This is a genomic window from Bifidobacterium sp. B4142 (assembly GCF_026537325.1).
Lineage (GTDB): Bacteria > Actinomycetota > Actinomycetes > Actinomycetales > Bifidobacteriaceae > Bombiscardovia.
This window is the reverse complement of the sequence record NZ_JAFNMJ010000002.1, coordinates 210,055-234,245: the sequence shown is the minus strand read 5'-3', so window position 1 is coordinate 234,245 and position 24,191 is coordinate 210,055. Positions and strand designations below refer to the sequence as shown.

23 protein-coding genes are annotated in these 24,191 nt (G+C 62.9%); 16 read left to right on the top strand and 7 right to left on the bottom strand.

The window, feature by feature from the left end:
• Nucleotides 1–127 precede the first annotated feature (127 nt).
• On the bottom strand, nucleotides 128–1,105 hold the full coding sequence (gene msrB / locus J3U06_RS05455; protein ID WP_267444556.1) for a peptide-methionine (R)-S-oxide reductase MsrB: 978 nt from the start codon (nucleotides 1,103–1,105) through the stop codon (nucleotides 128–130).
• Between the two features lie 174 nt (nucleotides 1,106–1,279).
• Between msrB and J3U06_RS05450 the strand changes: the two genes are divergently transcribed.
• From J3U06_RS05450 to gap, 5 genes are all read left to right on the top strand, one after another.
• Entirely contained in the window at nucleotides 1,280–2,017 is a 738-nt protein-coding gene (locus tag J3U06_RS05450; RefSeq protein ID WP_267401209.1) for an AzlC family ABC transporter permease, read from the top strand.
• The gene (locus J3U06_RS05445; protein ID WP_267444555.1) at nucleotides 2,014–2,370 is read left to right on the top strand and encodes a branched-chain amino acid transporter permease; all 357 of its coding nucleotides are present in this window, start codon (nucleotides 2,014–2,016) and stop codon (nucleotides 2,368–2,370) included. Before J3U06_RS05450 ends, J3U06_RS05445 begins: the two co-directional genes overlap by 4 nt.
• A 41-nt stretch (nucleotides 2,371–2,411) precedes the next feature.
• Nucleotides 2,412–3,170, top strand: coding sequence for a thiamine diphosphokinase (locus J3U06_RS05440; protein ID WP_267401211.1), 759 nt, complete (start codon nucleotides 2,412–2,414; stop codon nucleotides 3,168–3,170).
• 40 nt (nucleotides 3,171–3,210) lie between these two features.
• Nucleotides 3,211–3,636 carry an arsenate reductase family protein gene (locus J3U06_RS05435; protein WP_267444554.1) on the top strand — a complete coding sequence of 142 codons (426 nt, stop codon included), beginning with the start codon at nucleotides 3,211–3,213 and terminating at the stop codon, nucleotides 3,634–3,636.
• 189 nt (nucleotides 3,637–3,825) lie between these two features.
• A complete protein-coding gene (gene gap, locus J3U06_RS05430) occupies nucleotides 3,826–4,881 on the top strand; it encodes a type I glyceraldehyde-3-phosphate dehydrogenase (protein WP_267444553.1) in 1,056 nt (351 codons plus the stop codon).
• Between the two features lie 72 nt (nucleotides 4,882–4,953).
• On the opposite strand, the gene J3U06_RS05425 is transcribed toward gap, so the two are convergent.
• Nucleotides 4,954–5,550 carry a DedA family protein gene (locus J3U06_RS05425; RefSeq protein WP_267444552.1) on the bottom strand — a complete coding sequence of 199 codons (597 nt, stop codon included), beginning with the start codon at nucleotides 5,548–5,550 and terminating at the stop codon, nucleotides 4,954–4,956.
• A 77-nt stretch (nucleotides 5,551–5,627) separates the two neighbouring features.
• Here J3U06_RS05425 and ybaK point away from each other — a divergent pair, with 77 nt between their 5' ends.
• Complete coding sequence (ybaK, locus tag J3U06_RS05420; protein ID WP_267401215.1) at nucleotides 5,628–6,134, top strand: Cys-tRNA(Pro) deacylase; 507 nt, start codon at nucleotides 5,628–5,630, stop codon at nucleotides 6,132–6,134.
• A 6-nt stretch (nucleotides 6,135–6,140) separates the two neighbouring features.
• Here the strand turns inward: ybaK and J3U06_RS05415 are convergent, their stop codons facing one another.
• Nucleotides 6,141–7,226: a 4-hydroxy-3-methylbut-2-enyl diphosphate reductase gene (locus J3U06_RS05415; protein WP_267401216.1), complete on the bottom strand. Its 1,086-nt coding sequence runs from the start codon at nucleotides 7,224–7,226 to the stop codon at nucleotides 6,141–6,143.
• Between the two features lie 172 nt (nucleotides 7,227–7,398).
• On the opposite strand from J3U06_RS05415, the gene J3U06_RS05410 reads away from it, so the two are divergent.
• Nucleotides 7,399–8,367 (top strand): aldose 1-epimerase family protein, encoded by a 969-nt coding sequence (locus tag J3U06_RS05410; RefSeq protein ID WP_267444551.1) that lies wholly within the window; start codon nucleotides 7,399–7,401, stop codon nucleotides 8,365–8,367.
• Between the two features lie 85 nt (nucleotides 8,368–8,452).
• Entirely contained in the window at nucleotides 8,453–8,527 is a 75-nt protein-coding gene (locus J3U06_RS09400) for a 50S ribosomal protein bL37 (RefSeq protein WP_099327425.1), read from the top strand.
• Between the two features lie 139 nt (nucleotides 8,528–8,666).
• Here the strand turns inward: J3U06_RS09400 and J3U06_RS05405 are convergent, their stop codons facing one another.
• A complete protein-coding gene (locus tag J3U06_RS05405) occupies nucleotides 8,667–8,954 on the bottom strand; it encodes a hypothetical protein (RefSeq protein WP_267431462.1) in 288 nt (95 codons plus the stop codon).
• Between the two features lie 39 nt (nucleotides 8,955–8,993).
• The gene (locus tag J3U06_RS05400) at nucleotides 8,994–9,614 is read right to left on the bottom strand and encodes a sigma-70 family RNA polymerase sigma factor (RefSeq protein ID WP_220237384.1); all 621 of its coding nucleotides are present in this window, start codon (nucleotides 9,612–9,614) and stop codon (nucleotides 8,994–8,996) included.
• A gap of 143 nt (nucleotides 9,615–9,757) precedes the next feature.
• Here J3U06_RS05400 and J3U06_RS05395 point away from each other — a divergent pair, with 143 nt between their 5' ends.
• The 4 genes from J3U06_RS05395 to J3U06_RS05380 all read left to right on the top strand — a co-directional run bounded on the left by J3U06_RS05395 (nucleotide 9,758) and on the right by J3U06_RS05380 (nucleotide 14,329).
• Nucleotides 9,758–10,516 (top strand): exonuclease domain-containing protein, encoded by a 759-nt coding sequence (locus tag J3U06_RS05395; RefSeq protein WP_267444550.1) that lies wholly within the window; start codon nucleotides 9,758–9,760, stop codon nucleotides 10,514–10,516.
• A gap of 173 nt (nucleotides 10,517–10,689) precedes the next feature.
• Nucleotides 10,690–12,258, top strand: coding sequence for a Mur ligase family protein (locus tag J3U06_RS05390; protein WP_267401222.1), 1,569 nt, complete (start codon nucleotides 10,690–10,692; stop codon nucleotides 12,256–12,258).
• Nucleotides 12,259–12,344: 86 nt separating this feature from the next.
• Complete coding sequence (locus tag J3U06_RS05385) at nucleotides 12,345–13,589, top strand: carboxylate--amine ligase (RefSeq protein ID WP_267444549.1); 1,245 nt, start codon at nucleotides 12,345–12,347, stop codon at nucleotides 13,587–13,589.
• The gene (locus J3U06_RS05380; protein WP_267444548.1) at nucleotides 13,586–14,329 is read left to right on the top strand and encodes an aspartate/glutamate racemase family protein; all 744 of its coding nucleotides are present in this window, start codon (nucleotides 13,586–13,588) and stop codon (nucleotides 14,327–14,329) included. The genes J3U06_RS05385 and J3U06_RS05380 overlap by 4 nt, the downstream gene beginning before the upstream one ends.
• Here the strand turns inward: J3U06_RS05380 and smc are convergent.
• Together smc and J3U06_RS05370 are read right to left on the bottom strand one after the other, a co-directional pair.
• Entirely contained in the window at nucleotides 14,262–17,900 is a 3,639-nt protein-coding gene (smc, locus tag J3U06_RS05375; RefSeq protein WP_267444547.1) for a chromosome segregation protein SMC, read from the bottom strand. The genes J3U06_RS05380 and smc overlap by 68 nt on opposite strands.
• Nucleotides 17,900–19,321 (bottom strand): bifunctional folylpolyglutamate synthase/dihydrofolate synthase, encoded by a 1,422-nt coding sequence (locus J3U06_RS05370; RefSeq protein ID WP_267444546.1) that lies wholly within the window; start codon nucleotides 19,319–19,321, stop codon nucleotides 17,900–17,902. The genes smc and J3U06_RS05370 overlap by 1 nt, the downstream gene beginning before the upstream one ends.
• A gap of 155 nt (nucleotides 19,322–19,476) precedes the next feature.
• Between J3U06_RS05370 and J3U06_RS05365 the strand changes: the two genes are divergently transcribed.
• From J3U06_RS05365 to J3U06_RS05350, 4 genes are all read left to right on the top strand, one after another.
• Complete coding sequence (locus J3U06_RS05365) at nucleotides 19,477–21,078, top strand: aminopeptidase P family protein (RefSeq protein ID WP_416378934.1); 1,602 nt, start codon at nucleotides 19,477–19,479, stop codon at nucleotides 21,076–21,078.
• A 3-nt stretch (nucleotides 21,079–21,081) separates the two neighbouring features.
• Nucleotides 21,082–21,636, top strand: a complete 555-nt coding sequence (locus J3U06_RS05360; RefSeq protein WP_267444545.1) for an NUDIX hydrolase — start codon at nucleotides 21,082–21,084, stop codon at nucleotides 21,634–21,636.
• 75 nt (nucleotides 21,637–21,711) lie between these two features.
• Complete coding sequence (locus tag J3U06_RS05355) at nucleotides 21,712–22,518, top strand: ABC transporter ATP-binding protein (RefSeq protein WP_267444544.1); 807 nt, start codon at nucleotides 21,712–21,714, stop codon at nucleotides 22,516–22,518.
• Between the two features lies 1 nt (nucleotide 22,519).
• Nucleotides 22,520–23,956, top strand: coding sequence for an FtsX-like permease family protein (locus J3U06_RS05350; protein WP_267444543.1), 1,437 nt, complete (start codon nucleotides 22,520–22,522; stop codon nucleotides 23,954–23,956).
• The last annotated feature ends 235 nt before the right edge of the window (nucleotides 23,957–24,191 follow it).

The window sequence follows — 24,191 nt, the reverse complement described above, 5'->3', positions numbered from 1 at the left end:
TATCGATCCACCAGCAGTCCACAATAGCCCAAAAGGGCAACAGGAAACAGACGGGCCTCACTTATATGTGGACTACGCCGGAACCCCATGGGTGAGAAGCTCCGGCGCGTCACTGGAGGCAGAACGGTCAACGACCGGCTCGGTCTACCAGGGGCAGGTAGTCTCCGTAGCCCTCCTGTTCCATCCGGTCCCGCGGCACGAACCGCAGGGCGGCAGAGTTCATGCAGTAGCGCTGCCCGCCACGGTCAGTCGGACCGTCGTCGAAAACATGTCCCAGATGGATGCCGGTCTGTGCCGTCCGTACCTCGATCCGGGGCCGGCCCAGCAGCTTGTAGTCCTTGCGGTTGACCAGCAGGTCGGGATCGATGGGCTTGGTGAATGCCGGCCAGCCGCAGCCCGAGTCGTACTTATCCGCCGAGGAGAAGAGCGGCTGCCCGCTGACCACGTCCACATAGATGCCCGGACGGAATTCCCCGTCGTAGGCGTTGGTGAAGGGCCGTTCGGTGGCCGAGTGCTGGGTGACCTCGTAGCTTTCAGGGTCCAGGGACCATATGCGCTCGATGTAGCGCTGGCGGGAGGCGGCGTTAGCGATGGCCTCCAGAGGGATGTGGCAGTATCCGCCGGGGTTCTTGAGCAGGTAGTGCTGGTGGGACTCCTCAGCCGGGTAGAAATTGATCAGGGCCTCCACCTGCACAGCGGGATGACGGCCGGTCCTGTGCTCCAGCTCCTCCAGGGCGCGCCGGAAGACGGGCTCCTCCTGCTCGCGATGCTCGGGATCCCAGTAAAGGCCGCTGCGATACTGCCTGCCCCGGTCGTTGCCCTGCCGATCCACCGAGAAGGGGTCGATCAGATCCAGCAGAAGCAGGGTCAGGGTTCGCAGACTGACCGTCTGAGGATCATAGGTCAGTCGCACGCTCTCCACGGCGTCGGTGACACCGCTGCAGACCTGCTCATAGCTGGGGTTGGGCACTGTGGACTGGGCGTATCCCACCTGGGTGTCGATAATCCCGTCCACCTCCTGGAAGAACCGCTCAATACCCCAGAAGCATCCCCCCGCCAGGACGACCGTGGCCGGGTTGTTGGTCGAAATCTTGTTCTTGTCCATGATTCCTCCTCACATGCCGGTGCATGTCTCCGCATTCAACAGGAGCGGGAGAGCGCCTATTCCGCCTCTCTCGCCTCTTGACAGCCTTTTCACATTGTCGACCAGCCTGCATCTGCGGAGCAAAGGGCGATTATCATTGCTGACCATCTTCGAAACGACGTCAGGAGGAAGGTCATGCAGACGACGCAGGAAGAGGCAGGCGAAGTCGCGAAGCCTTCCGGGACCATCCTGGGCTCCCTAGCCGCGGCCTTCCCACGGACTCTGCCCATCATGGCCGGTTTCCTGGTGCTGGGGATCTCCTACGGTTTTTTGATGACCAGCCGTGGATTCCCTGTGATCTATCCGCTGGCCATGAGCGCCTTGATCTACGCCGGATCCATGGAGTTCGTGACCGTGGACCTGCTCATGTCCACCTTCAATCCCTGGGGCGCACTGATGCTGACCCTGATGGTCAATGCACGGCACCTCTTCTACGGCCTGGCCATGCTGCCGGTCTTTCGAGGGACGGGCCGGAAGAAGCCCTATCTGATTTTCGGCATGTGCGATGAGACCTTCGCCCTGGAATCCGCCGATCCTCACCCGGATGGGACCGACAAGGGCTGGTACCTCTTCTTCGTCACCCTGCTCAACCAGATCTACTGGGTGGGGGGCGCCACCCTGGGCGCTGTGCTGGGCAACCTGGCCAACTTCGACACCAAGGGGCTGGATTTCGTCCTGACCGCCATGTTCCTGGTCCTCTTTCTGGAGCAGTGGCGGCAGGCCGAGGCCCGCCTGCCCGCCATAATTGGTCTGCTAGCCTCACTGGCCTGCCTGCTGGTCTTCGGGCCCGACCGGTTCATCATCCCGTCCATGGTGGTCATCCTGGCCATCTTCATCCTCTTGGACTTCCACAGCCAGAGGGAGGCCTCATGACCACCACGCAGCAACTGATCACCATAGGCATTGTGGTCCTGGGAACCATGGCCACCAGATTCCTGCCCTTCATCATCTGGCCGGAGGGGCGTCGGCCGCCGGCCCTGGTGACCAGACTGGGGCGACTGTTGCCCGCCGCCGTCATGGGACTGCTGGTGGTCTATTCGCTCCGGCACACCCACCTGGTCGGAGGCGACCACGGGATCTATGAAGCCCTGGCTCTGCTGGTCACGACCCTGGTCCACCTGCGCTGGCGGAACATGATGGTCAGCATCGCCTGCGGGACCCTGACCTACATGGCCTTGGTACAGGGGTGGCTGACCTTCCTGGTCGGTCTGGCTGGTCTGGGATGATGGAGGCGCCTCCAAGGGACAAGCGCAGAAAGAAGACTCTCATGCAGGATGACGGTCAGTCGGGCGAGACTGTCCAGGCGCCGCTCTGCCGTATCTGGGGTGCCGGACAGTACTTCGGACAAGAGATGGCGCGCGGCGGACAGGCCCTGGTCATCGCGGCGGACGGCGGACTGGAGCCGGCCCTGGAGCACGGGGACGAGCCCGAACTGGTCGTGGGCGACTTCGACTCCCTGCCCGCCGGTAGCCGAAAGCTGCGTACAGACATCCCCCGCCGGGTCCTGCCTGCCGAAAAGGACGACACGGACCTGCTGGCTGCGGTCAAGGTGGGCTGGCGGCGGGGCTGCCGACGATTCCTTATATATGGCGGCCTGGGCGGACGCATGGACCACACGCTGGCCAACCTGAACCTGATCCATCTGATTGCCGCAAGCGGGGGCCGGGCCGAACTCTGGGGCCAGGGAATGCTGGTCACTGCCCTTGGGCCTGGAAGCCTGGACTTCCCCTCCTGGAACTGCCCGCCCAGGTCCATGGTCTCCGTCCTGGCTGCCGGCGACCAGGCTCTGGACGTGGTCGAGCAGGGCCTCAAATACCAGACGGATGGCATGACCATGACCAACCAGCAGGTAACCGGCGTCAGTAACGAGTTCCTGCCCGGCAGACCGGCCCACATAGCCCTGAAGCAGGGAACCGTGTTCGTCACCTACCCCATCTCGGCGCCCGAGCCGGTCTGGATCACCAGCCTGGAAGCCAAGGCTGACCTGGGCTCCCTGGAGACCCGGCCCTCCCGGCGACTGGCCTGAGCCTCTCTTGACCTGGAACTCCATTTGGAAAGGAAAATACATGACAGCTGCTTCAACCACGCAGTCAGCGACCCCGACAGCCCGGCACCCGCTCTTCATCTGCTACAGCCGCTGCTCCACCTGCGCCAAGGCCCGCACCTGGCTGCGTGACCACAATGTGGACTTCACCGAGAGAGACATCAAGGAGGACCGCCCCACCCAGGAGGAACTCACCACCTGGCTGGACATGAGCGGCCTGCCCGTCCGGCGATTCTTCAACACCTCAGGCCAGGCTTATCGCAGCCAGGGACTGAGCAAACGCCTGCCGCAGATGGACACGGAGCAGACTCTGCAGCTGCTGTCGACCGACGGCATGCTGGTCAAGCGTCCCATCCTGCTGGATGGCCGGCATGTTTTGGTTGGATTCCGTCAGCAGCAGTGGGAGGATTGGCTGGCTGATACGAACGAAAATCCTCACAATTCCTGATCGTTTTGTTGTGCAAACAAACAACAAAACCTACCATTTTGTTTGTTCGTTTTTTCCTTTGCATAACCAGTGTAATCGCTTGCTATAAGTACACAGGGTTCTATAAACTATGAGATGTTATCAGTAATCGGCCATATACGGTCCGGTATTTTTTGTGCTGTATACGGCCAATCTCCAAGGGAGAATTGAATGACAGTAAAGATTGGCATCAACGGATTCGGACGTATCGGTCGTCTGGCCTTCCGGCGCATCTTTGAGCTCCAGGCCCGCGGCGGCGACGCCTCCAACATCGAGGTGGCCGCCATCAACGATCTGACCACCCCGGCCATTCTGGCCTATTTGCTCAAGTATGACAGCACCCAGGGCAACTTCCGCCACGACGACGGCACACCGGTTTCGGTCACCTCCACCGACACCGCCATTGTGGTGGACGGCAAGGCGTACCCGGTCTACGCCGAGAAGGATGCCAACAACATCCCCTGGGTCAAGAACGACGGCGTGGACTACGTGCTGGAGTGCACCGGCTTCTACACCTCGGCCGAGAAGTCCCAGGCCCATCTGAACGCAGGCGCCAAGAAGGTTCTGATCTCCGCCCCTGCCAAGGACGATACCACCCCTACCGTCGTATACGGAGTCAACCAGGAGACCCTGAAGGCCTCTGACAAGATCATCTCGGCAGGCTCCTGCACGACAGGCTCCATGGCCGCCATGGTCAAGATGCTGGATGACAATTTCGGCATCCGCATCGGCTACATGACCACCATCCATGCCTATACCGGCTCACAGATGCTGCTGGACGGCCCCAAGGGCAACAAGCCCCGCAACACACGCGCTGCAGCGATCAATACCATTGAGCATTCCACCGGCGCCGCCAAGGCCATCGGCAAGGTCGTCCCCTCTGTGGACGGCAAGCTGCAGGGACATGCCCAGCGTGTGGCTGTCCCCTCCGGCTCCGTCACCGAGCTGACCACCGTCCTGGACAAGAAGGTCACCGTCGACGAGATCAACGCTGCGGCCAAGAAGGCCTTCGAGGGCACCGATTATTACGGCTACAACGACGAGGGCATCGTCTCCTCGGATGTGATCGGCGACACTCACGGCGGTGTCTTTGACGCCACCCAGACTGACGTCAACACCCACGGCGATGATCAATTGGTCCGCACCGTCGCCTTCTACGACAACGAGTACGGGTTCACCAGCAACATGATCCGCACCCTGCTCTACTTCGCCGAACTGGGCGAATGAGCATCAGACCGGTTTCTCCGGCCATAGCGATTTCGGGTCCGTTCCCATGCGGGGACGGGCCCCTTGTCGTAGTCAGCGCCTCCGGGTAAGCGCCCGCATGGCCAAGTCGCAGACCAGGCCGATGACCATGCCCACCAGAAAACCGATGGCCATGACGGCCAAAGGGTTGTTCTTCAGCCAGGAGGATGCCAGATACCCCAAGGTCCACATGTAGACGGACCAGAGCAGACCGGCTAGAGCAGCCAGAGGCAGGTAACGGCTGAGCGGATATCGCGCCACCCCGGCAGTCAGATTGACCACGGTCCTGCCCGAGGGCACGAACCGCGAGGCCAGAGTGAAGAAGCCTCCTCCCTGGAGCAGGGCCCGGTGTGCCCATGAAGCCACAGCCTTGCCTGCGGCACCGCGGAAGACGGCCAGACGGTTCAGCGGGACCAGCCGCCCCAGCTCATAAGCGCAAGCATCGCCGCCCGCAAAGGCCAGGGCGCATACCAGAAAGACCAGGACGGGCAGGGGTCGTCCCGAGGCTCGAAAGGCTGAAGCCGTAGCCAGAACCATGAGTTCCGTGGGTATGGGAATGATCAGCGCATCCAGGAAGGCGGCCAGGAACAGCACAGCCAGCCCCCAGCCACCAGTCACCGCATCAAGCAGCCAGGCATTGACAGCGGTCATGGACGATCCTTTCCACGCAAGGGCGCCAAAAACACCCCCTCAGCCTACCTAAACGGTCAGTACCTTAACATGGAGTCATGAGCAAGAAGAAGCGGCCGGACTCGGATGCCGCGACCCCGGCCATGGCCCAGCTGGAGCGTCTGGGAGTCCCCTTCACCATCCATGAGTACCATCACAGCGCCGACCACATGGACCAGGGGTACGGCATCGAGGCCGCCAAAAAGCTGGGCCTGGACCCGCGCACAGTTTACAAGACCCTGATGGCCGACACGGGCAAGGAACGGGTTATCGGCATTGTTCCAGTTACTGGCCATCTGAACCTCAAACACCTGGCAGCAGCCGTGGGCGCCAAGAAGGCCCGCATGGCCGACAAAGCCCAGGCCGAGCGAGAGAGCGGATACGTCCTGGGCGGCATTTCGCCCTTCGGGCAACGCACCCAGCACCTGACAGTGCTGGACCAGGGCGCTCTAGAGTTTGACACCATCATGGTCTCCGGCGGCAAGCGCGGCATCAGCCTGGGGCTGGACCCGAGGGATCTGATACGTGTCCTCAAAGCCAAAACCGCACCTCTAGCCGCCGACTGAGAGTTTTTAGCGCTGGGCCTGGCCCTGCGGCTGTGGAACTTTCCTGGTTGCCCGGGCGGAGCGCAAGGCGGCAGGCAGGACGAAGCGCATATGCTCGTCGACCGCCCGGGCTCGGGTCACCTGGGAAAACCCTCGGGAAGCCAGAGTCTCCAGCACCCCCTGAACCAGGTCTTCGGGAACCGAAGCACCCGAAGTGAGCCCGACCGAATCCATGTCCTGCAGCCAAGTCGGGTCCAGTTCGCCGGCATCGTCGACCCGGTGGGCCCTCTGCCCGCCTTGACCAGGAAACCGCGTCTCCAGAGCCTGACGGGCCACCTCGACCAGACGCACCGAATTGGAGGAATTGGCCGAGCCCACCACAACCATGCAGTCCGCCTGGCCGGCCACCAGCTTGACAGCCTGCTGCCTGTTCTGAGTGGCATAGCAGATGTCGGAACCCGGCGGCTCCTCCATCCAGGGGAAGCGTCGACGCAGGGCTGCACCCAGGTCGGCGGTCTCATCAAGGCTCAGGGTGGTCTGGGTCAGCATGACCAGCGGGGTGTCGGGCCCAAAATCCAAGGCCTTAATATCAGCCTCATGCTCGACCAGGTGAACCCGGTCCGGGGCCTCCCCCATGACTCCCACAGCCTCGTCGTGCCCACGGTGGCCTATGTAGATGATCGAGTAGCCGTCGCGAACGAAGCGCTGGACCTCCCGGTGGACCTTGCTGACCAGAGGGCATGAGGCATCGACCACGCGCATCCCCCGCCGCCGGGCCTCCTTGACGACCGAGGGGGCGATTCCATGGGCCGAGAAGACCACGGGCACTCCGGCACGAACGGCCTGGTCGGGAATCTGGTCCAGCTCATCCACGAACACGGCCCCCCGCCGTGACAGGTCTTCAACCACATGCCGGTTATGGACTATCTGCCGGCGCACGTATACCGGAGGCAAACCCTGATCCTGGCGAGGGTTGTCTGCATCCAGGATGGTCTGCACAGTCTGGATGGCTCGGTCCACCCCCGCGCAGAATCCGCGCGGATTAGCAAGGATGACCCGCCCATGCCCCTGCAGGGTCGGCTGTCCGCACACGGTGGTCCGAAATCCTGCCACTGCCGCTCCTTATCGATGTCAATCCGGACGGTTCCGGACGCTGCAGGTCCATGGTAGAAAGCCTGGACAGCCCCCGGTAGTCCATACGCCACTCTTTCACCAAGAAGCCAAGACCACTGAGGCGCTAGGATGGTGGCGTACCAAGCATCAACGGCACTATGGAAGTGGGAGCATGCATACGAACGAAATGATGGGCGGGGCCCTGCCCCGGACAGGACAGCAGTACAGCATCCGTCACGGGGACTACGAAGCGGTGGTGACGGAGCTGGGTGCCATACTGCGGGTTCTGAAATACCGGGGAAAGGACCTGCTGGCCTCCTTTGACTCGGATGGAACCGTACCCTGCAGCAACGGGAACGTGCTGGTCCCCTTCCCTAACCGGATTGAGGACGGCACCTACGAATTCCAAGGCCACACCTACACCTTGCCCATTGACGAGCATGACCGGAACACCGCTATTCACGGATACGGCTACCGGGCCTACTGGCACCTGCAGGTTCTGTCCGAGGACTCCGTCAGCCTCTCCTGGCGGGTGCCCGACATGGCCGGATACCCCTTCGACGTGGTGGTCAGCGTCACCTACGCCCTGGACGACCAGGGGCTGACCATGACCACCCGGGCCCTGAACCTAGGCGACGAGGCTGCACCCTGGGCCTTCGGCATCCACCCCTGGCTGGCCAATGGCAAGCGGGGCGTCGGGGACCAGGTCCAGAAGGACAACGCCCCCTGCACCCTGTCCATCCCCTGCCGCACTCACGTGGTGGTCGATCCGGACAGGCTGCTGCCCACCGGCACCGAACCCGTCCAGGGACGAACCGATCTGCGCCAGGGTTCTGTGCTGGGCGAGGATGCGGACTTCGACGATGCCTGGACCGATGTGGAGCGGGACGATGACGGCACCTGCTCGGCCTGGTTCACCCGGCCGGACGGCATCCGCATTCAGCTCTGGGGCGATGAGACCATCACTTCATGGCAGGTATGCACCGGGACCGGCTTCGACGCTGGCATGCGTCCGGCCGGCGTTGCCGTGGAGCCCATGACCGCCTACGCCAACGCTTTTCGGACAGGCCGGAATCTGGTGATTCTTCAGCCTGCCGCCGTCTACACCACCCAGGTGGGATACCGGGCACAAGAGGTCTGAGCTGTCTGGCCCGTCGACAAAGGTCAGCCCGGTGTGCGATAATCGGCAAGGTTTATAGGTTCATCAGTAGCAAAGGAGTCCAATCATGGGCATGCGCGGACGCAAGCGCAGGGATCGCCGCAAGAAGGCCGCCAACCACGGCAAGAGGCCGAACACCTGATCGTCTGCCCCGGCACCAACGGTGCCGGGGTTTTTGCATATATACGTAAAAAACCATGGCTGCATACGCATGACCATGATTTCTGCAAGAGCCTGGGTGGGTGGACAGAACCTCTGCTCTGGCAAGAAACCGGCTGGATCTACTTGTCTGTATTGCGATTCGGTGTCCCCTGCTCCAGTTCATCCATTTGATCGAACATGTGCTTGAGCCGATCCAGCAGACAGTCCGGTGCGCATTCGGGGCGCAGATACCGGCGCAGCTCCTCGATGACCATGCGCTCCCGATCGTCGCAGCATGATTCCGGGTCGAAGCTGTCGCTGGGATCCACGCAGGAGGCATCCTGATAGATGCGCAGGCTGGCGTGGGACACTCTGACGGTGACGCCGTCATCGTAGGCGTAGTGACTCATCTCCACGCGTCCGTCCATGCTCCTGCCCGCTTCCTGGTATCCGATCTTCGGAGGCCCTCAGTGCCCCTTGCTGCTGATCTCTTTTTTTATACTAGGCCTGGCAGCACCAGCGCCATGTTGTTCCGCTGAGGGCTTGCCCGCAGCCCCACGCCCCTGCTGGTAGCCACGCTCCTGGGCATACCGCTCCAGCTCCTGACGCAGCTGCGAGCGCGCCCGGTTCAGCCGGCTCATGACCGTGCCGATCTTGATGCCCTCCTCGTCGGCCACCTGCTGGTAGCTCTTGCCGTCGATGGCGGCGTCGATGAAGACCCGCCGGCGTTCCGGACTGAGCCGGTCCAAGGCGGCCATGATCTCCTCAGGAGCGAAGGTCTCCATGTATTCCTGCTCGGCGGATTTGAGCCCCTCGGACCCATGCTCCGAGGCTGAATAGATGTCCCAGTCGTTGTACTCGCCGGTAGAGTCGTTGGCCCTCTGGGGGCGCCGCTTGGCCTTGTGGTACTGGTTGAAATAGGCGTTGCGCTCGATGGTGGTCATCCAGGCTTCGAAGTTGCTGCCGGGCTGGAAGCGGTCGAAGGCCTTGAAGCCGCGCTCGAAAGTGTCCTGGACCAGATCCTGGGCGTCGTCGGGGTTGTTGGTCAGGCGCATGGCCTGTCGGTAAAGCACATCCACCGCAGGCATGGCCAGGGCCTCGAATTGACGTTTTCTGCTTTCGAGCTCGCTGGTATCTGCCACACCCCCTATTGTGCCATCCCCCCTCGCCCGTTGCTGTTCCGACCCGGTCGGTCCTCGGTTACCATAATGACTGAGGAGAAATCACGCTTATGGAAAACACCGAGTATCCAAGCATGGAGCAGGCGCTTCAGTCCGCCCCGCAGCAAGAGGGGTCGACTCGCCTGGGGGACTCCTGGCTTCTGGGGTTCGACACCGAGACCACGGGCACCAGACCGGGCAAGGATGGCATTGTTTCGGCCAGCCTGGTTCTGCGCGACCCGGCCAAGGGCTACTCAGGGGATGCAATAGCCACCTGGATAGTCAATCCGCACCGGCATATCAGCAAGGGGGCGAGTCGGGTCAACGGGTTCACTGATCAGCAGCTGGCCGCCGAGGGCATGGAGCCTGAGCTGGCCACCGAGCAGATGGCCGGATTCATTGCCCGCGCCCAGGATAAGCGCATCCCCCTGCTGGCCTACAACGCCCCCTTCGACGTGCAGATGCTGGACGGGGACATCGCCCGCTGGTGCGCGGGTTCGGCCAAGCCCCTAAGCAAGGGCGATCTGCTGGTGGTGGACCCTCTGGTCCTGGACAGGGAGATCTCCCATCGGTCGGGCCGCCGCACTCTGGGGCTGACCAGCGAGTACTACGGCGTCATCCCGCATGGGAACTTCCACAATGCCACGGCGGATACGGTTGCGGCCGTGGACCTGATCAAGCCCATGACCACCCTCTTCCCCCAGGTGGCCCGAATCACCATGGACTCCCTTATGGACTGGCAGCGACAGGCGCAGGCCAAGTGGCGGGACCGCTTCAACCAGCACCTGATCTCCCAGGGCCGCCGCCCGGTCACCGACTCCTGGCTCTGAGGCTCAGCTCCAAGACCGATGCGCTCCCTGCTTTTGTCCATTCAGTCAAGGAGTCGTCGGATCCTCCTGCCTTGGCCTTGCGGCGGTTTAGACTTGTATCCGGTCTCGATCGGGATCACCAATCGGGGCGGAACCAGCTGCAGTGACACACATACAGACAGGGGGAAGCCGGCATGGGACTGACGATGGCTTCAACTTTGGAGCTGCTGCGCGAACATAGTCAACTGCGCGAGGTGATTCGGGGTGACCAGTGGACCTTGAATGCTCCAGAAGACACCCAGTCGTCCAAGCCCTTCACCGACATCACCTACGACACCCGCCAGGCTGGACCAGGCAGTCTGCTCTTCTGCAAGGGCCGCTTCCTACCCGAATATCTGGATGCTTGCGATCCCGAGGGGCCGAAGGCCTATGTGGCCCAGCAGGACCTGTCCGCCCGCACCAAGGCCCCGGGGATCATCGTCAACGACGTGCGCAAATCCATGAGCCTGCTGGCCGCTGCCTTTTATGAGTATCCCCAGGAACAGTTGACACTGGTGGGAATCACCGGAACCAAGGGCAAGACCACCACCGCTTACTTCCTGCAGGCCATGTTGTCCAGGCTCTCCGAAGGTCGCGCCGCCCTGCTTTCCTCGGTGGACAACTGCCTGGACGGTCGGCACTATCAGGAATCCGAGCTGACCACTCCCGAGTCGCTGGACCTCTTTCGGATGATGCGCCAGGCGGCAGACGCCGGCATGCGCTACCTGGTCATGGAGGTCTCCTCCCAGGCCTACAAGGTGGACCGAGTCTACGGGCTGACATTCGACTTGGGGGCATTCCTGAACATCTCCCCCGACCATATCAGCCCCATCGAGCACCCCAGCTTCGAGGATTACTTCTACTGCAAGCGCCGCATAACCTACAACAGCCGGCAGCTGGTTCTGGGAGCCGATGCTCGCGGAGCCGACCTGATCTTTCAAGATGCCCGCGCCGCCAGCGTTCCGGTGACGACATTCGGCGATGGAACCCGGCAGGCCGACTTCCTGGCTCGCAAGGCTCCCGGGAAGGTAGGCGACTACCTGATAGGACCCTCCGGCGGAGCCATGAGGCCGGTCAGCCTGTCCATGGACGGGGATTTCAACGCTCTGAACGCGACCGCTGCCCTGGCCATGCTAACCAGTCTGGGTCTAGAGCCTGATGCCTGCGCCCTCCGGGCCATGGAGAACGTCAGGATCGCTGGCAGGATGGAACGCTTCAAGGCCGACAACCGCGTAGTCTACGTCGACTACGCCCACAACAAGGCCTCGGTCACAGCCCTGCTGGATTTTGTGGACGAGCGCTACGGCGAGTGCAAGCCCCTCATCACCCTGGTCTCCGGTTCCGCTGGCGGCAAGGCCATCGACCGCAGGGAGGGCATAGTCAGCGCCGCCCAGGACCGCGTCGACCGGCTGATCCTGACCGCCGACGACGAGGTTGGGGAGAGCTCGGACCAAGTGGACCGACAGATGCTGGGCTTCGTGACCAATCCAAACCTGGATGCCAGCATCGAACCGGACAGGGTCCAGGCCATCAAACAGGCCTTGGGAGATCCGGGCCTGCCAGGTGACCGTCTGCGGGTCACTCTGGTCATCGGCAAGGGTGAGGAACGTTGGTTCAAGAAAGACGGCGGCCACGTGCCTTATGAGGGCGATGACCACGTAGTGGCGCGCCTTCTGGGCACAAAAAGCTATGACCTGGGAGCCACCGGCGCAGCCACGGTCTGACGATCCCGACAGGTTTCTAAGATGGAAAGCTGAATGCTCCACGGCAGGGTGGGGCGCACGAGCACATGGTAGGTGGTTTCGGACACATGAAAGAATTCCAACCGGTCATACTGGGCACCGACATCAACTCCTACGGGATGGCGCGAGCCTTCCACGAGGCATACGGCCTGGTCTCCACCGCATTCGGCCACTACCAGCTCTCCCCCACCAAGTACAGCAAGATCCTGGACCTGCACCTGGTAGACGACTTCACCAATCCCGAGGTCTTCGTGTCCACCCTGAACGAGTGGGCCTACGCTTATCACCGGGACCACCCAAGTGCCACCTTGCTTTTGCTGCCCTGCGGGGACTCCTACGCCAACCTGCTGGACAAGTTCGGCGATCCCCTGCGCGGACAGTTCGTCTTCAACGCCATCGACCAGGAACTGAACCGGTCCCTCTCGCTCAAATCCTCCTTCTACCAACTCTGCGACCGCTACGACCTGCCCCACCCGAAGACTGTTTCTGTGGATGCCGATGATGTGAAAGCCGGCCGCCACCGCAACCTGCCCTTCGACTACCCGGTGGCCATGAAGCCTGCGGACAGCGACGAGTGGCTGGGAATCGACTTCCCCGGCAGGAAGAAGGCCTTCATCTTCAGCAACCCTGAGGAGCTGGACACCATGATCCGCAGGTCCTACCAGGCCGGGTACACCTCGCAGATGGTCATCCAAGACTTCGTGCCCGGGGGCGATGACAACATGAGGGTGCTTAATGCCTACGTGGACCGCCACCACCGAGTGCGCATGATGTTCCTGGGCCATCCCCTGCTAGAGGATCCCGCGCCTGAGGCCATAGGCAACTACGCGGCCATCATCCCCGACTACAATCAGGACATCTTCGACCGTATCAAGGCCTTCCTTGAGGACATCAAGTACAGCGGGGTGGCCAACTTCGACATGAAGTACGACCCGCGCGACGGCGTCTACAAGCTCTTCGAGATCAATCTGCGCCAAGGCCGCAGCAGCTACGTGGTCACCCTGAACGGATTCAACCTGGCCCGCTACTTTGTGGACGACCTGGTTCTGGACACCCCATTCGACGGTCGCACCGTCTTTGGCCGGGGGCATCGCCTCTGGATGGAGATCCCCAAGGACATCTTCCGCAAATACTGCACCGATTCTGAGGACAAGCGACAGGCCATGACCATGATTCGCCGCGGGAATTGGGGCACCACCTTGGAGTACAGCAAAGACCGCAATTTCAAACGCTGGCTGCTGATTCGACACATGTTTTCCATCTATCGGCGTCGTTACCGGCGCTACTTCCGTGACAAGAGGACACTGGCATGAGGAACTTCTTCGTCGTCCTAGGCGGCATGGGCACGCTGGCCACCGAGAGCTTCGTACGGGTGCTGGACCGGATGACCGGTGCGCACCGGGACCAGGATTTTCTGGACTACGTGGTCTTCAACCACGCCACCGTGCCCGACCGCACCGAGTTCATCCTGGGCCGCAGCAAGGATGATCCCTTCCCCTATCTGGCCGAGGACGTGCGCCAGGCCACAGCCATGGGCGCCTCCTTCATGGTCATGGCCTGCAACACCGCCCATCAGATTCTGCCCCGGCTCCAGGCTCTGACCCCGGTGCCCATTTTGAGCATGCCCCAGGCCACCATCGACTGGACTGATCGGCACTATCCCGCGAAATCTCATCCTCGCATGGGGTACATGGGCACCGAGGGGTCCCGCCATGCCGCCATCTACCAGGGCCCGGCCGACAGCGCTGGCTACAAGCTGGTGGACCCGGACCAGGCCCTGCAGAACCGGGTGAGCGCGCTTATCTACAACGACGTCAAGGAAGGCCGTCTGGACCGGGACCGCTATCTGGGCGTCCTCGATACCTTCCTGAACGACTACCACTGCGACACGGTTCTGCTGGGCTGCACCGAGCTCTCGGTGCTCAACGAGGCCTACCCCATGCCGCAGCTGCCCATCGTGGACTCCCAGGCAGTTTTGGCGCAGGTCACCCTTTATCGGGCTCGGACTCTTCACGACCGGAACGATTCGGATCCTTCAGCCGCTGGGAGATGACGGCCGTCACCCCGTCCCCCCGCATGGTGACCCCGTAGAGGGCATCGGCGATGCCCATGGTCCGCTGCTGGTGGGTGATGATGATCAGCTGGGCATGCTCACGCAACTGTTCGAAGGCCTTGAGCAACCTGGTCAGGTTCACGTCATCCAGGGCGGCCTCGACCTCGTCCATGACATAGAAGGGGCTTGGCCGGGCTGTGAAGATGGCCAGGAGCAGGGCCAAGGCTGTCAGCGACCGCTCCCCGCCCGAAAGCAGAGAGAGCCGACGGACCTTCTTGCCGGCCGGGCTGGCCTCGACCAGAACGCCTGTGGTCAGCAGGTCATCCGGATCCTCCAGCCGCAACCGCCCGCGCCCGCCTGGAAAGAGGGTGGCGAAGATGCGTTCAAAGGCCTTGGCAGTGTCGTCGAAGGCCTCCTTGAAGACCGTGACCATGGTCGAATCCAGATCCTTGACCAGGGCCATCAGATCATCCCGGGAGCCTATCACATCCTGACGCTGCTCGTGCAGGTAGCGGTTACGGGACTCCAGGGCCTCGTATTCCTCGGTGGCCAGCGGGTTGACCTTACCCAGGGCAGCCAGATCCCGCTTGGCCTTGGCCAGCCGCTTCTCCTGCTCACTGCGCTGGTAGGGCACCGTTTTGAAGGTTGACGAATCGCCGTCTTCCTCCGTCGCCTCCTGGTCCATGGGCACCGGATTGCCCTCGTCATCCAGGACGGGCACCGGACGATCGGGGCCGTATTCGCGGATCAGCTCCTCAGGCTCCATGCCCAGGTCATCCTGGATGCGCTGACGTAGGCGACCATCTTCGCCGGCCAGGCGCTCACGCTCCAGATCCAGACCATGCTCATCCTGGCGCAGACCGGCCACCTTGGGCTCCAGATTGTCCCTGCTGGCCCGCAGATCGGTCAGCTCCTTGTCGTGGGCCGAAGCCTTGGCCCTGAGTTGGTCCCGGCGGCGGGCCGCATGCTCCATCCTCCCCTTGATCAGCTGGGCCAGCAGGTCGGCCTTGAGCGCGATCAGCCCCAGGGAGGCCATGCCGGCCTTGCGACGACGGTTTTCCTCACCTATCCGCTGACGATGGCGTTCGGCCTGGTCGGCCTGATCCCGCAGCAGATCAATCTGCCGCAGCAGGGAGGCATGCCGCCGGTCGCCCTCCGTCCAGGTCAGCTTGGCCTCCATCTCGGCGGTGCGGGCCTGGTCCAGGGCCGTCTCCAATTCATGCTGCCGGTCTTCCATGCCCTCCGGATCATCCGAGTCAGAATCCCCATCCTCCTGGGCACGGGCCAGGCCGGCTTTCAGATCTTCCAGTTTGAGTTCGTGGGTGCGTACCTGGTCGCGCACCTGGGCCAGCCGGTCGTCCAGATCCTTGACCCCGGCCTGGGCCCGATCCGATTCCTTGCGGGCCGCTGCCAGCTCCCGGGCTGCCTGCTCGGCCTTGATCCGGGCCTCGGTGCACTGGTTACGCGCCTCCTGCAGCTGCTGCTCAGCCTGCTCAAGGGCGGCACGGGCCGCATCCATCTGCGGCTGCAGCGTCCGGGATTCATCCTGGAGGGCCTCCACCTGCGCCAGGGCCTTATCCCTGCGTGCAGTCAACGCCAGGTCACTGGTGGCCGGAGCGGATCCGCCTACAGCACCAACGCGGTCGTAGAGGTCGCCTTGGCAGGTCAACGCCTGCTGCCACCCGTCCTCCAGAGCAAGCCGGGCCTGATCGGCGTCATCGACGGCAGCTGTAAAGGCCAGCAGACTGCGGACAGCCGTCAGCACCCCCTGGGCCTGGTCAGGATCGGCAGGATGCTCCCGCAGATCCACCAGGTCGGCGGCCGACCGCCAGGGGCCATCGCCGGGTCGTATGTCTGCCCCCTTGAGCGGGCCTGATGCCGAAATCAACGCGGCGCGTCCCAGACGATCTTGGCGGGCCCGATCCAGGGTCTGGTCGACCGCCCGGTCATTCTTGGCCACCAGGGCCGAGGCATAGTCGTGCAAGGCATGGGCCAGGGGCTCCTCCCAGCCATCCTCCACTCGGACGAAGTCGGTCAGTACACCCAGCAGGGCAGGATCCCCCGCCTGGGACAGGGCCTCGCCGGCGCCACGATGGTCCAGCGTGTCCGCCAGGGCATCGGCCTTGGCCTGGGCCGATATGGCATCGGATTGAATACGGCGTTCGCGCTCCTGGAGGTCGTTGAGCCTGCTTCGGGCCTGATCCCTGACCTGACCTGCCTGATCCAGGGCCTGTCTGCCATCCTGGTCAGAACCTTCCTCCTGGCTGTCCAGGTCCCGCACCCGGTTCCTGGCACGCTCCAGGCCTTCCCTAAGCTGATCCTGCTGGCGGGACAGGTCACGCTCGCGCTGCCTGGAAAGTTCCAGGGCCGATTCCTCCTTGGCCACCAACTGGGCCAGATCGCCCAACCGAGCCTGCCGCTTTCTGGCCGCCTGCCGCAGCTCAGTCATGGTCTGCCGGTGAGCAGCCAGCCGTCGCTTCAGATCCGCACGGGCTTGAACGCGGCCATCCAGGGCGATCCGATCGGCTCCAACCTGGGCCTCTTCCTGGTCGGCCTGACCCTTGAGCTCGTCGGCCCGCCGTCTGAGCACCTCGGGGTCCTGCCCCTGGTCGGCCACCATGCCGGCCTCCAACGAACGGCTGCGCTCCCTGGCCAATGATGCCAAGGAACCGGCTCGCTCACCCAGCTTGGTCAGGTCGTTCCACTGCTGGTTGACAGCCTCCAGAGCCGGGCTGGACTGTCGGTCCAGCCCCTCCAGCTGCTCGATGCGCAGCTTGACCCTGGTTAGATCCTCCTGCCCGCGAGCCAGCTGCCCCCGAGTCTCTGCCATCTGCGAGCGCAGGTTCTCTAGCTTCCTCTGCGAGGTCAGAGCATCGTCGGCATGGATGCGGGCCTGGGCATCCCGCAGGCTGACCTGGATCATGTCGGCTCGGCGGGAGACCTTGGCCTGGCGACCCAGAGGCCCCAGCTGCCGATGAATCTCGCCGATCAGGTCATCCAGACGGGACAGGTTGGCCTCGGTGTTGGCCAGCTTGTGCAGGGCCCGTTCCTTGCGCTTGCGGTGCTTGAGGATGCCGGCCGCCTCCTCGATGAAGGCGCGATGGCCGGCCGGATCAGCCCGCAGGATGGCATCCAGCCGACCCTGGCCGACGATCACGTGCATCTGCTGGCCCAGCCCGGTGTCGCTGAGCAGCTCCTGGATGTCCAGCAGACGGCAGTCGGACCCGTTGATGGCGTATTCGGACCCGCCGTTGCGGTAGATGGTCCGGCTGATGGTCACCTCGGTGTAGTCGATGTCCAAGGTCCGATCAGTGTTGTCGATGGTCAGGGTGACCTGAGCCCGGCCCAGCGGCGGCCTGGAGGAGGTGCCGGCGAAAATCACGTCCTCCATGGATCCGCCGCGCAAACTCTTGGCCCCCTGCTCGCCCATGACCCACGCCAGGGCGTCGACGATGTTGGATTTGCCTGATCCGTTGGGGCCCACCACAGCGGTGATGCCCGGCTCGAAGCGCAGGGTGGTGGCCGAGGCGAAGGACTTGAAGCCCTTGAGGGTCAGCTCCTTGAGATACATCAGGCGCGCTCCGCCTTAGGTTTGGCCAGATCGGGATTGGGATGCTCGGCCAGCAGGGTACGGGCGTCGCCGGCGGTGACGAAGCTGCCGCAGATCAGCACTCCCCGACCATAGCCCACGCCGGTCTGGTCCTCGCTGTCGACCATGTCGACGGCCGTCTGGATGGCATCGGGCATCCGGTCGCGACGGACCACCCTGTCGGGCCCGAAGACCCGCACGGCGACCCGTTCCAGATCTTCGGCGGGCATGACCCGACCCTTCCAGGAGTTTTCGGTGACCACAACGCTGTCCAGCACGGGTTCCAACAGGCCCAGATAGTCCTCCACCTGCTTGTCGGCCATCATGGAAATCACACCCACCAGCTGCTTGAAGTCGTAGTTCTCCTCGATGGCCGAGCGCAGAGACTGGGCCGCGTTCAGGTTGTGCCCGCCATCGATGATGATGGTGGGCGAGGTACGCACCTGCTCGATCCGTCCGGGGATGCGCACCTGACTCAAGGCTTCGGCCACCAGATCCTGGTCCAGGGCCCCGTTGACAGGGATGACCGTCTCAGCCGCGGCCAGGGCTGCCAGGGCATTGTGGGCCTGGTGCTCTCCGAACTTATCGATGGGCACATCCTTGTAGAGTCCCTGAGGCGTGCGCAGCGTAGCCACCTGGCCGCCCACCGCAGGCATACGGGAAACGACCTCCAGCTCGTTGCCGTCCCTCAGCAAGGTGGGGGAGCCCTGCTCGCGCACGGCCTGCCCGATGATGGGCATGACAGCCTCCTCATGCGGCTGGGCGCCGACGATGACCGTGGACTTGGGCTTGATGATCCCGGCCTTCTCCCCTGCAATCTGCTCGACCGTATCCCCCAGCCACTGCATATGGTCCATGTCCACCGGTCCGATGATGGCGGCATCGCCATCGAGGACGTTGGTGGCATCCCAACGGCCGCCCATCCCCACCTCGACGATGGCCACGTCCACCGGGGCGTCGGCGAAGGCCCAGACAGCCATGGCGGTCAGGACCTCGAAGAAGCTCATGGGAGCCCTGCCCTGCTGGGCGAAGCGGTCATCCACCATGGCGATGAAATCCTCGATCTGCTGGTAGAGGTCTACGAAGTCCTCGTCTGAGAGCTCCTTGCCGTCGATGGCGATCCGCTCGTTGATCCGCTCCAGGTGGGGCGAGGTATAGAGCCCGGTGCGCAGACCGTAGGCCCGCACCAGAGCCTCGGCCATCCGCGCCGTGGACCCCTTGCCGTTGGTACCGGTAACGTGAATGACCCTGAAGCTGTGCTCGGGGTGACCCAGCAGGTCCAGCATCATCCCCATCCTGTCCAGGTCCAGATTGGGGCTGTCATGCTCGGCGGGACGCGCCATGATGGCCCGCTCGACATCGCGAATATTCTGACCCTTGCTGTTGGGGTGTTCGAATGACATATTCTGCCTGCGCCTCCTGCTGGCTGTAGATGCTTCCCGCCTATTCTATGCGCGACCGACCCCGATTGAAGGCCGAAACAGCCGACTGCCACATCGGCCGAACGCACTACCATGGAAGCAACATAGGCAGAACCGGAATTTCAAGGAGGCTGGACGTGACTGCATCCGCACAGGAGCATCTGCAAGGAGACACCGATCCAAAGAACGTGGATGTGGATGAGCAGAACATGGACGACCGGGTGAACAACCGCACCCTGCGCCCCAATTCCCCCTCTTTCCAAAAGTTCATGACCACCGGCTGGCAGGCCCAGGAGCCGCAGATCGAGCCGCTGGAGTCCAGCAAATACACCAAGCGCCGCCTTCGCGAGCTGGGTCGGCGCTTCCCCGGCGAACGTCTGGTCATCCCCGCCGGATCATACAAGACCCGAAACAACGACAACGACTACGCCTTCCGTCCAGACACCACCTTCGCCTACTACACGGGCCTGGGCGAAGACTACGAACCCGGCGCCATCCTGGTCCTGGACCCAGTGGACCCCGACAGTCCGGAGGCCGCCAAGGGCGTGACCCATACCCCTGAGCTCTTCGTCCATCCCCGGGCCGATCAGTCCACCCGCGACTACTACCGGTCCGCCCAGTACGGGGAGTATTGGGTGGGTCCCCGGGCCGGGCTGCGGGAGCTGACCATCATGACTGGCATCCCCACCAAGGACATCGCTTCCTTCTCCGATGCCATCGCCAAGGATCTGGGGCCGGACCAGGGTGCGGTCAAGCTGCGTGTGATCCGCACCGCTGACCAAGAGGTCTTGAACCAGGTGGAGGCCGCCCGCAAAGCCAACGGCATCGGCGGTCCGGACCGCAATGAGGAAGCCGATGACAAGCTTGAAGAGTTCACCTCCGAGGCCCGGATGATCAAGGACGACTATGAGGTGGGCGAGATGCGCAAGGCCATCGCCGCCACCAAGGAGGGGTTCGACCGGATTCTGACCCACCTGCCCCAGGTGGTAGGCAAGCCCCGCTCCGAGCGGATGTTGGAGGGCGTTTTCAACGCCAACGCCCGCGAGAAGGGCAACGACGTGGGCTACGGTTCCATCATCGCCTCGGGCAAGCACGCTCCCATCCTGCACTGGATGCGCAATGACGGAACCGTTCAGAAGGGCGACCTGCTCCTGATCGACGCCGGTGTGGAGGTCAACAGCCTCTACACGGCCGACATCACCCGCACCTTCCCGGTAGGTGGCACCTTCAGTCCACTGCAGAAGCGGATCTACCAGACCGTGCTCAAGGCCCAGCAGGCCGGCTTCGAAGCCGCCAAGCCCGGCGCCACCTACTCCGACATCCACCATGCCGTCATGCGTGTGCTGGCTGAAACTTTGCACGAGTGGGGCATCCTCAAGGTCAGTGTGGAAGAGTCCCTCTCCCCCCAGGGCCAGCAGCACCGCCGCTGGCACGCCTGCGGATGCGCCCACCACCTGGGTCTGGACGTGCACGACTGCGCGGAGGCCAGGTACGAGTCCTACCAGGGCGCGCCCATCACCCCCGGGATGATTTTCACCATCGAGCCCGGGCTCTACTTCAAGGAGAACGACCTGCTGGTGCCTCCGGAGTTCCGCGGTATCGGTGTGCGCGTGGAGGACGACGTGCTCATGACCGAGCAGGGACCCCAGTGGCTGTCTGCTGGCATCCCCAAGACCGTGGAGGACGTGGAGGCCTGGATGGCCCAACGGGCTGCCGACGCCGACCCGGACCAGGACTGATGCATGACTACCCCTGATTTCGTGCTCAGGCTGCGCCGGTCTGTTGGCCATGACCTGCTCTGGCTGAATGGCGTGACGGCCTTCGTAAGCGATGACCGGGGCCGTATCCTGCTGGGCCAACGCTCTGACACCGGCCAGTGGGCCCTGGTCTACGGGATCAATGAGCCTGGCGAGGACCCGGCCGACACCGCAGCCCGCGAAGTCAGGGAGGAGACCGGGGTTGACGTGGTCGTCACAGACCTGGCGGCGGTCACCTCATCCCGGGAAATCATTACCTACGCCAACGGCGACCAGACTATGTATATGGACCATCTCTTCATCTGCAGGCCTGACCCAAGCGGCAATGCCGACCCTTTCGTGGGCGACGAGGAGAGTCTCGCAGTGGGCTGGTTCAGTCCGGATCGCCTCCCCTCCCCACTGGCTCAAAGCACCATAGAACGCTTGTCCAAGGTCCGCTCCTATCAGGAGCGTCTGCACTCCGGCGATGCCCACGCCCTCTTCGTTTTTAGTGGTCAGGAAAAACCATCGTATGAACAGCCCCCAAGGCTTAGTGACTGACCATCAGGGATTTTCAGGGGAGAATCAGGGGTTTCACCGATACCATCCGATCAGGTTTCATGCTTGCATGGAAGCATGAGCCATTCGATTCAATCTGAAAAAGAGACGGGCATCCTGGAGCGGGAACCAGACGAACGCACCCTCATGCATGCCCATGAGTCCGGAGTCGACAAGTCGACGGACCAATCTAACGGACCTTCCGTGGTCGCCAACGGGATTTCCCTAGTGGTCTCCCCCAGGAAAAGCGACACCCTGACCATCCTCGACCACATTGATTTTCAGGCCTGGCCTGGCCAGGTCACGGGGATAGTCGGGCCCTCCGGAAGCGGGAAATCCTCCCTCCTCTACTGCCTGGCGGGTCTGGAGGAGGTGACTGAGGGGAGCGTATCACTTCTGGGAAAGGAGATCACCCACATACGGGTTGCCTCCCTGACCCGGTTCAGACGTAAGCATCTGGGTTTCGTCTTTCAGTCCTACAACCTGATTACCAGCATGACCGTGGAGGAGAATCTTGCGCTGCCCTTCACCCTGCGGGGATCCCTCCTGCCGAGGAAGAAGGCCGATGACCTCCTGCGCTATTTCGGCCTAGCGGAGCAAAAGAAGAGAAGCGTCACCCTCCTCTCAGGCGGAGAGCAGCAGCGGGTGGCCTTGGCACGGGTCCTTCTTTCGGACGCCGACATCGTCTTCGCCGATGAGCCGACCGGGGCCTTGGACCAGCAATCCGGCACCAAGGTCATCACTATTCTTTCCGACCTGGCCAGACGGTCCGGGAAGACCGTGATCCTGGTGACGCACAGTGCGGAGGTGGCTGACCACTGCGACCGCATAGTCGAGGTAAGGGACGGGCGACTGGAGCCCAATCCCGGGAATGCAGTGGCCTGAATTGAGAAGAAGCCTATCGGAACTCAAAGCCGCCCCCTTGGTATGGGTGGGCGTCTGCCTGTCCATGATTGCGGCACAGACCATGCTCTGTTCCATATTCGCTGTCCACGCGGTCATCGACATGGACTACCACGGTCGCAATGCCGACGATATGGCTTCCAGCGCCACGAGCGTTCCCATGGTATTCACCGTCGTGGCCGCAGTCCTCGTCCTGCTCTGGGTCATCAGTAGCGCACTGGACCAGCGCAGGCATCAACTGGCCCTCCTGGTCCTTCAGGGTGCCATGCCTTGGCAGCTTCTGGCCATGAACATCCTGACCATCCTGATCCTCTTCGTCATGGCCGCCGTCGTCTCCTGCTTCCTGACACCCCTGGTCGCCCCGATCATCTGTGCCCTGATAACCAATTCCTTTGGCATGGCCCTTCCCTACAGGAATGTGAATCTCCCCTTCTCCCTGCGCACCGGACTCATCATCAGCGGGGCCGCCACCCTCATCGGCACCGTCATGACCGTCCATTCCCTGGGCAGGATCCGACCCATGGAAGCCCTCAGACAGTCTCAGAGTCCCCCTAGGAAGGCAGGCACCTTCCGAACCTTCCTGGGGGGTGTCTTCCTCGCCGGAGTTCTTTGCCTGCTGGCCATTCCTGGACTGACCTCCGGACAGGCCAGCCGGACCGAGCTGGCGAACTTCATGGGCAGCAAGGCAATCCAGGGCAGAATGAACCTGTTCTTAGGAACGTCCATGGGAGCCTTGTTCCTGCTGATCTTCACCCTGGCCGCCTGGTCACCCTACATCCTGCCCCTCGTGACCCGAGGGTGGACCAACCTGGTCCCTCTCCGCTCGCCCACCTGGAGGCTGGCCCGTCAGCAGGCCGTCGGCAGGATCCAACGGCAGGGCGCCACCATCATCCCCATGGCAGCAGGTCTCTCCCTGCTCATGTCCTTTTCCGGCATACTCCTCACCCTAAGGAACTCCATGGCCTTGTTCGCACCCCCAGGCACCAGTGACGACAGCAGCTCGAACGGACAGATGCTGGTCTCCCTGGCGGCTATGCTCGGACCCGCTCTGGTCATCACCTTGGCCGGGGTCATATCCGGACTGCTGATCACATCCAGGGGACGGAGCCTGGACCTGGCCCTGACCTATGTCTCCGGGGCCGAGGTGGGGCAGTTACGAATCCTGGGCAGCCTTGATGGGGCCATCACCATGGTGACCGCAACCCTGCTCTCCTTCATCGTCACCCTGATCTGCACAGGAGGTACAGCCTTCAACCTCTTCGTATACCTGGGGCATGCACGGATGGGCATCCAATGGTCCTGGTGGGCGGCCATCGTCCTCTGCACAGCATTGGTGGGCTGCCTGGCCACCGGCCTCCAAACCGCCGGTACCCATTTCGAGCAGTCGACCCGAATCATCGCCCGGGCCATCGGCGAATGACCGGTTTCCGCAGTGACCCCAGGAGACCATGGTTCAGTCTTCAATGAAGCAGGGAGGATTGTCAATGAACCCGGGCGAGCTGGGCCTCTCGTCCACGTTCACCATGCACTTAGACAGCGTCGATCAGGGCACCGCCCAGATTCATGGCCCGGCAACCGCACCCCTCGGTCTTGATCTGCAGGCCCACGCCTGTCCAGCAACCGTGGGCCCTTGACGAAGGCATGACGGGCCAGCT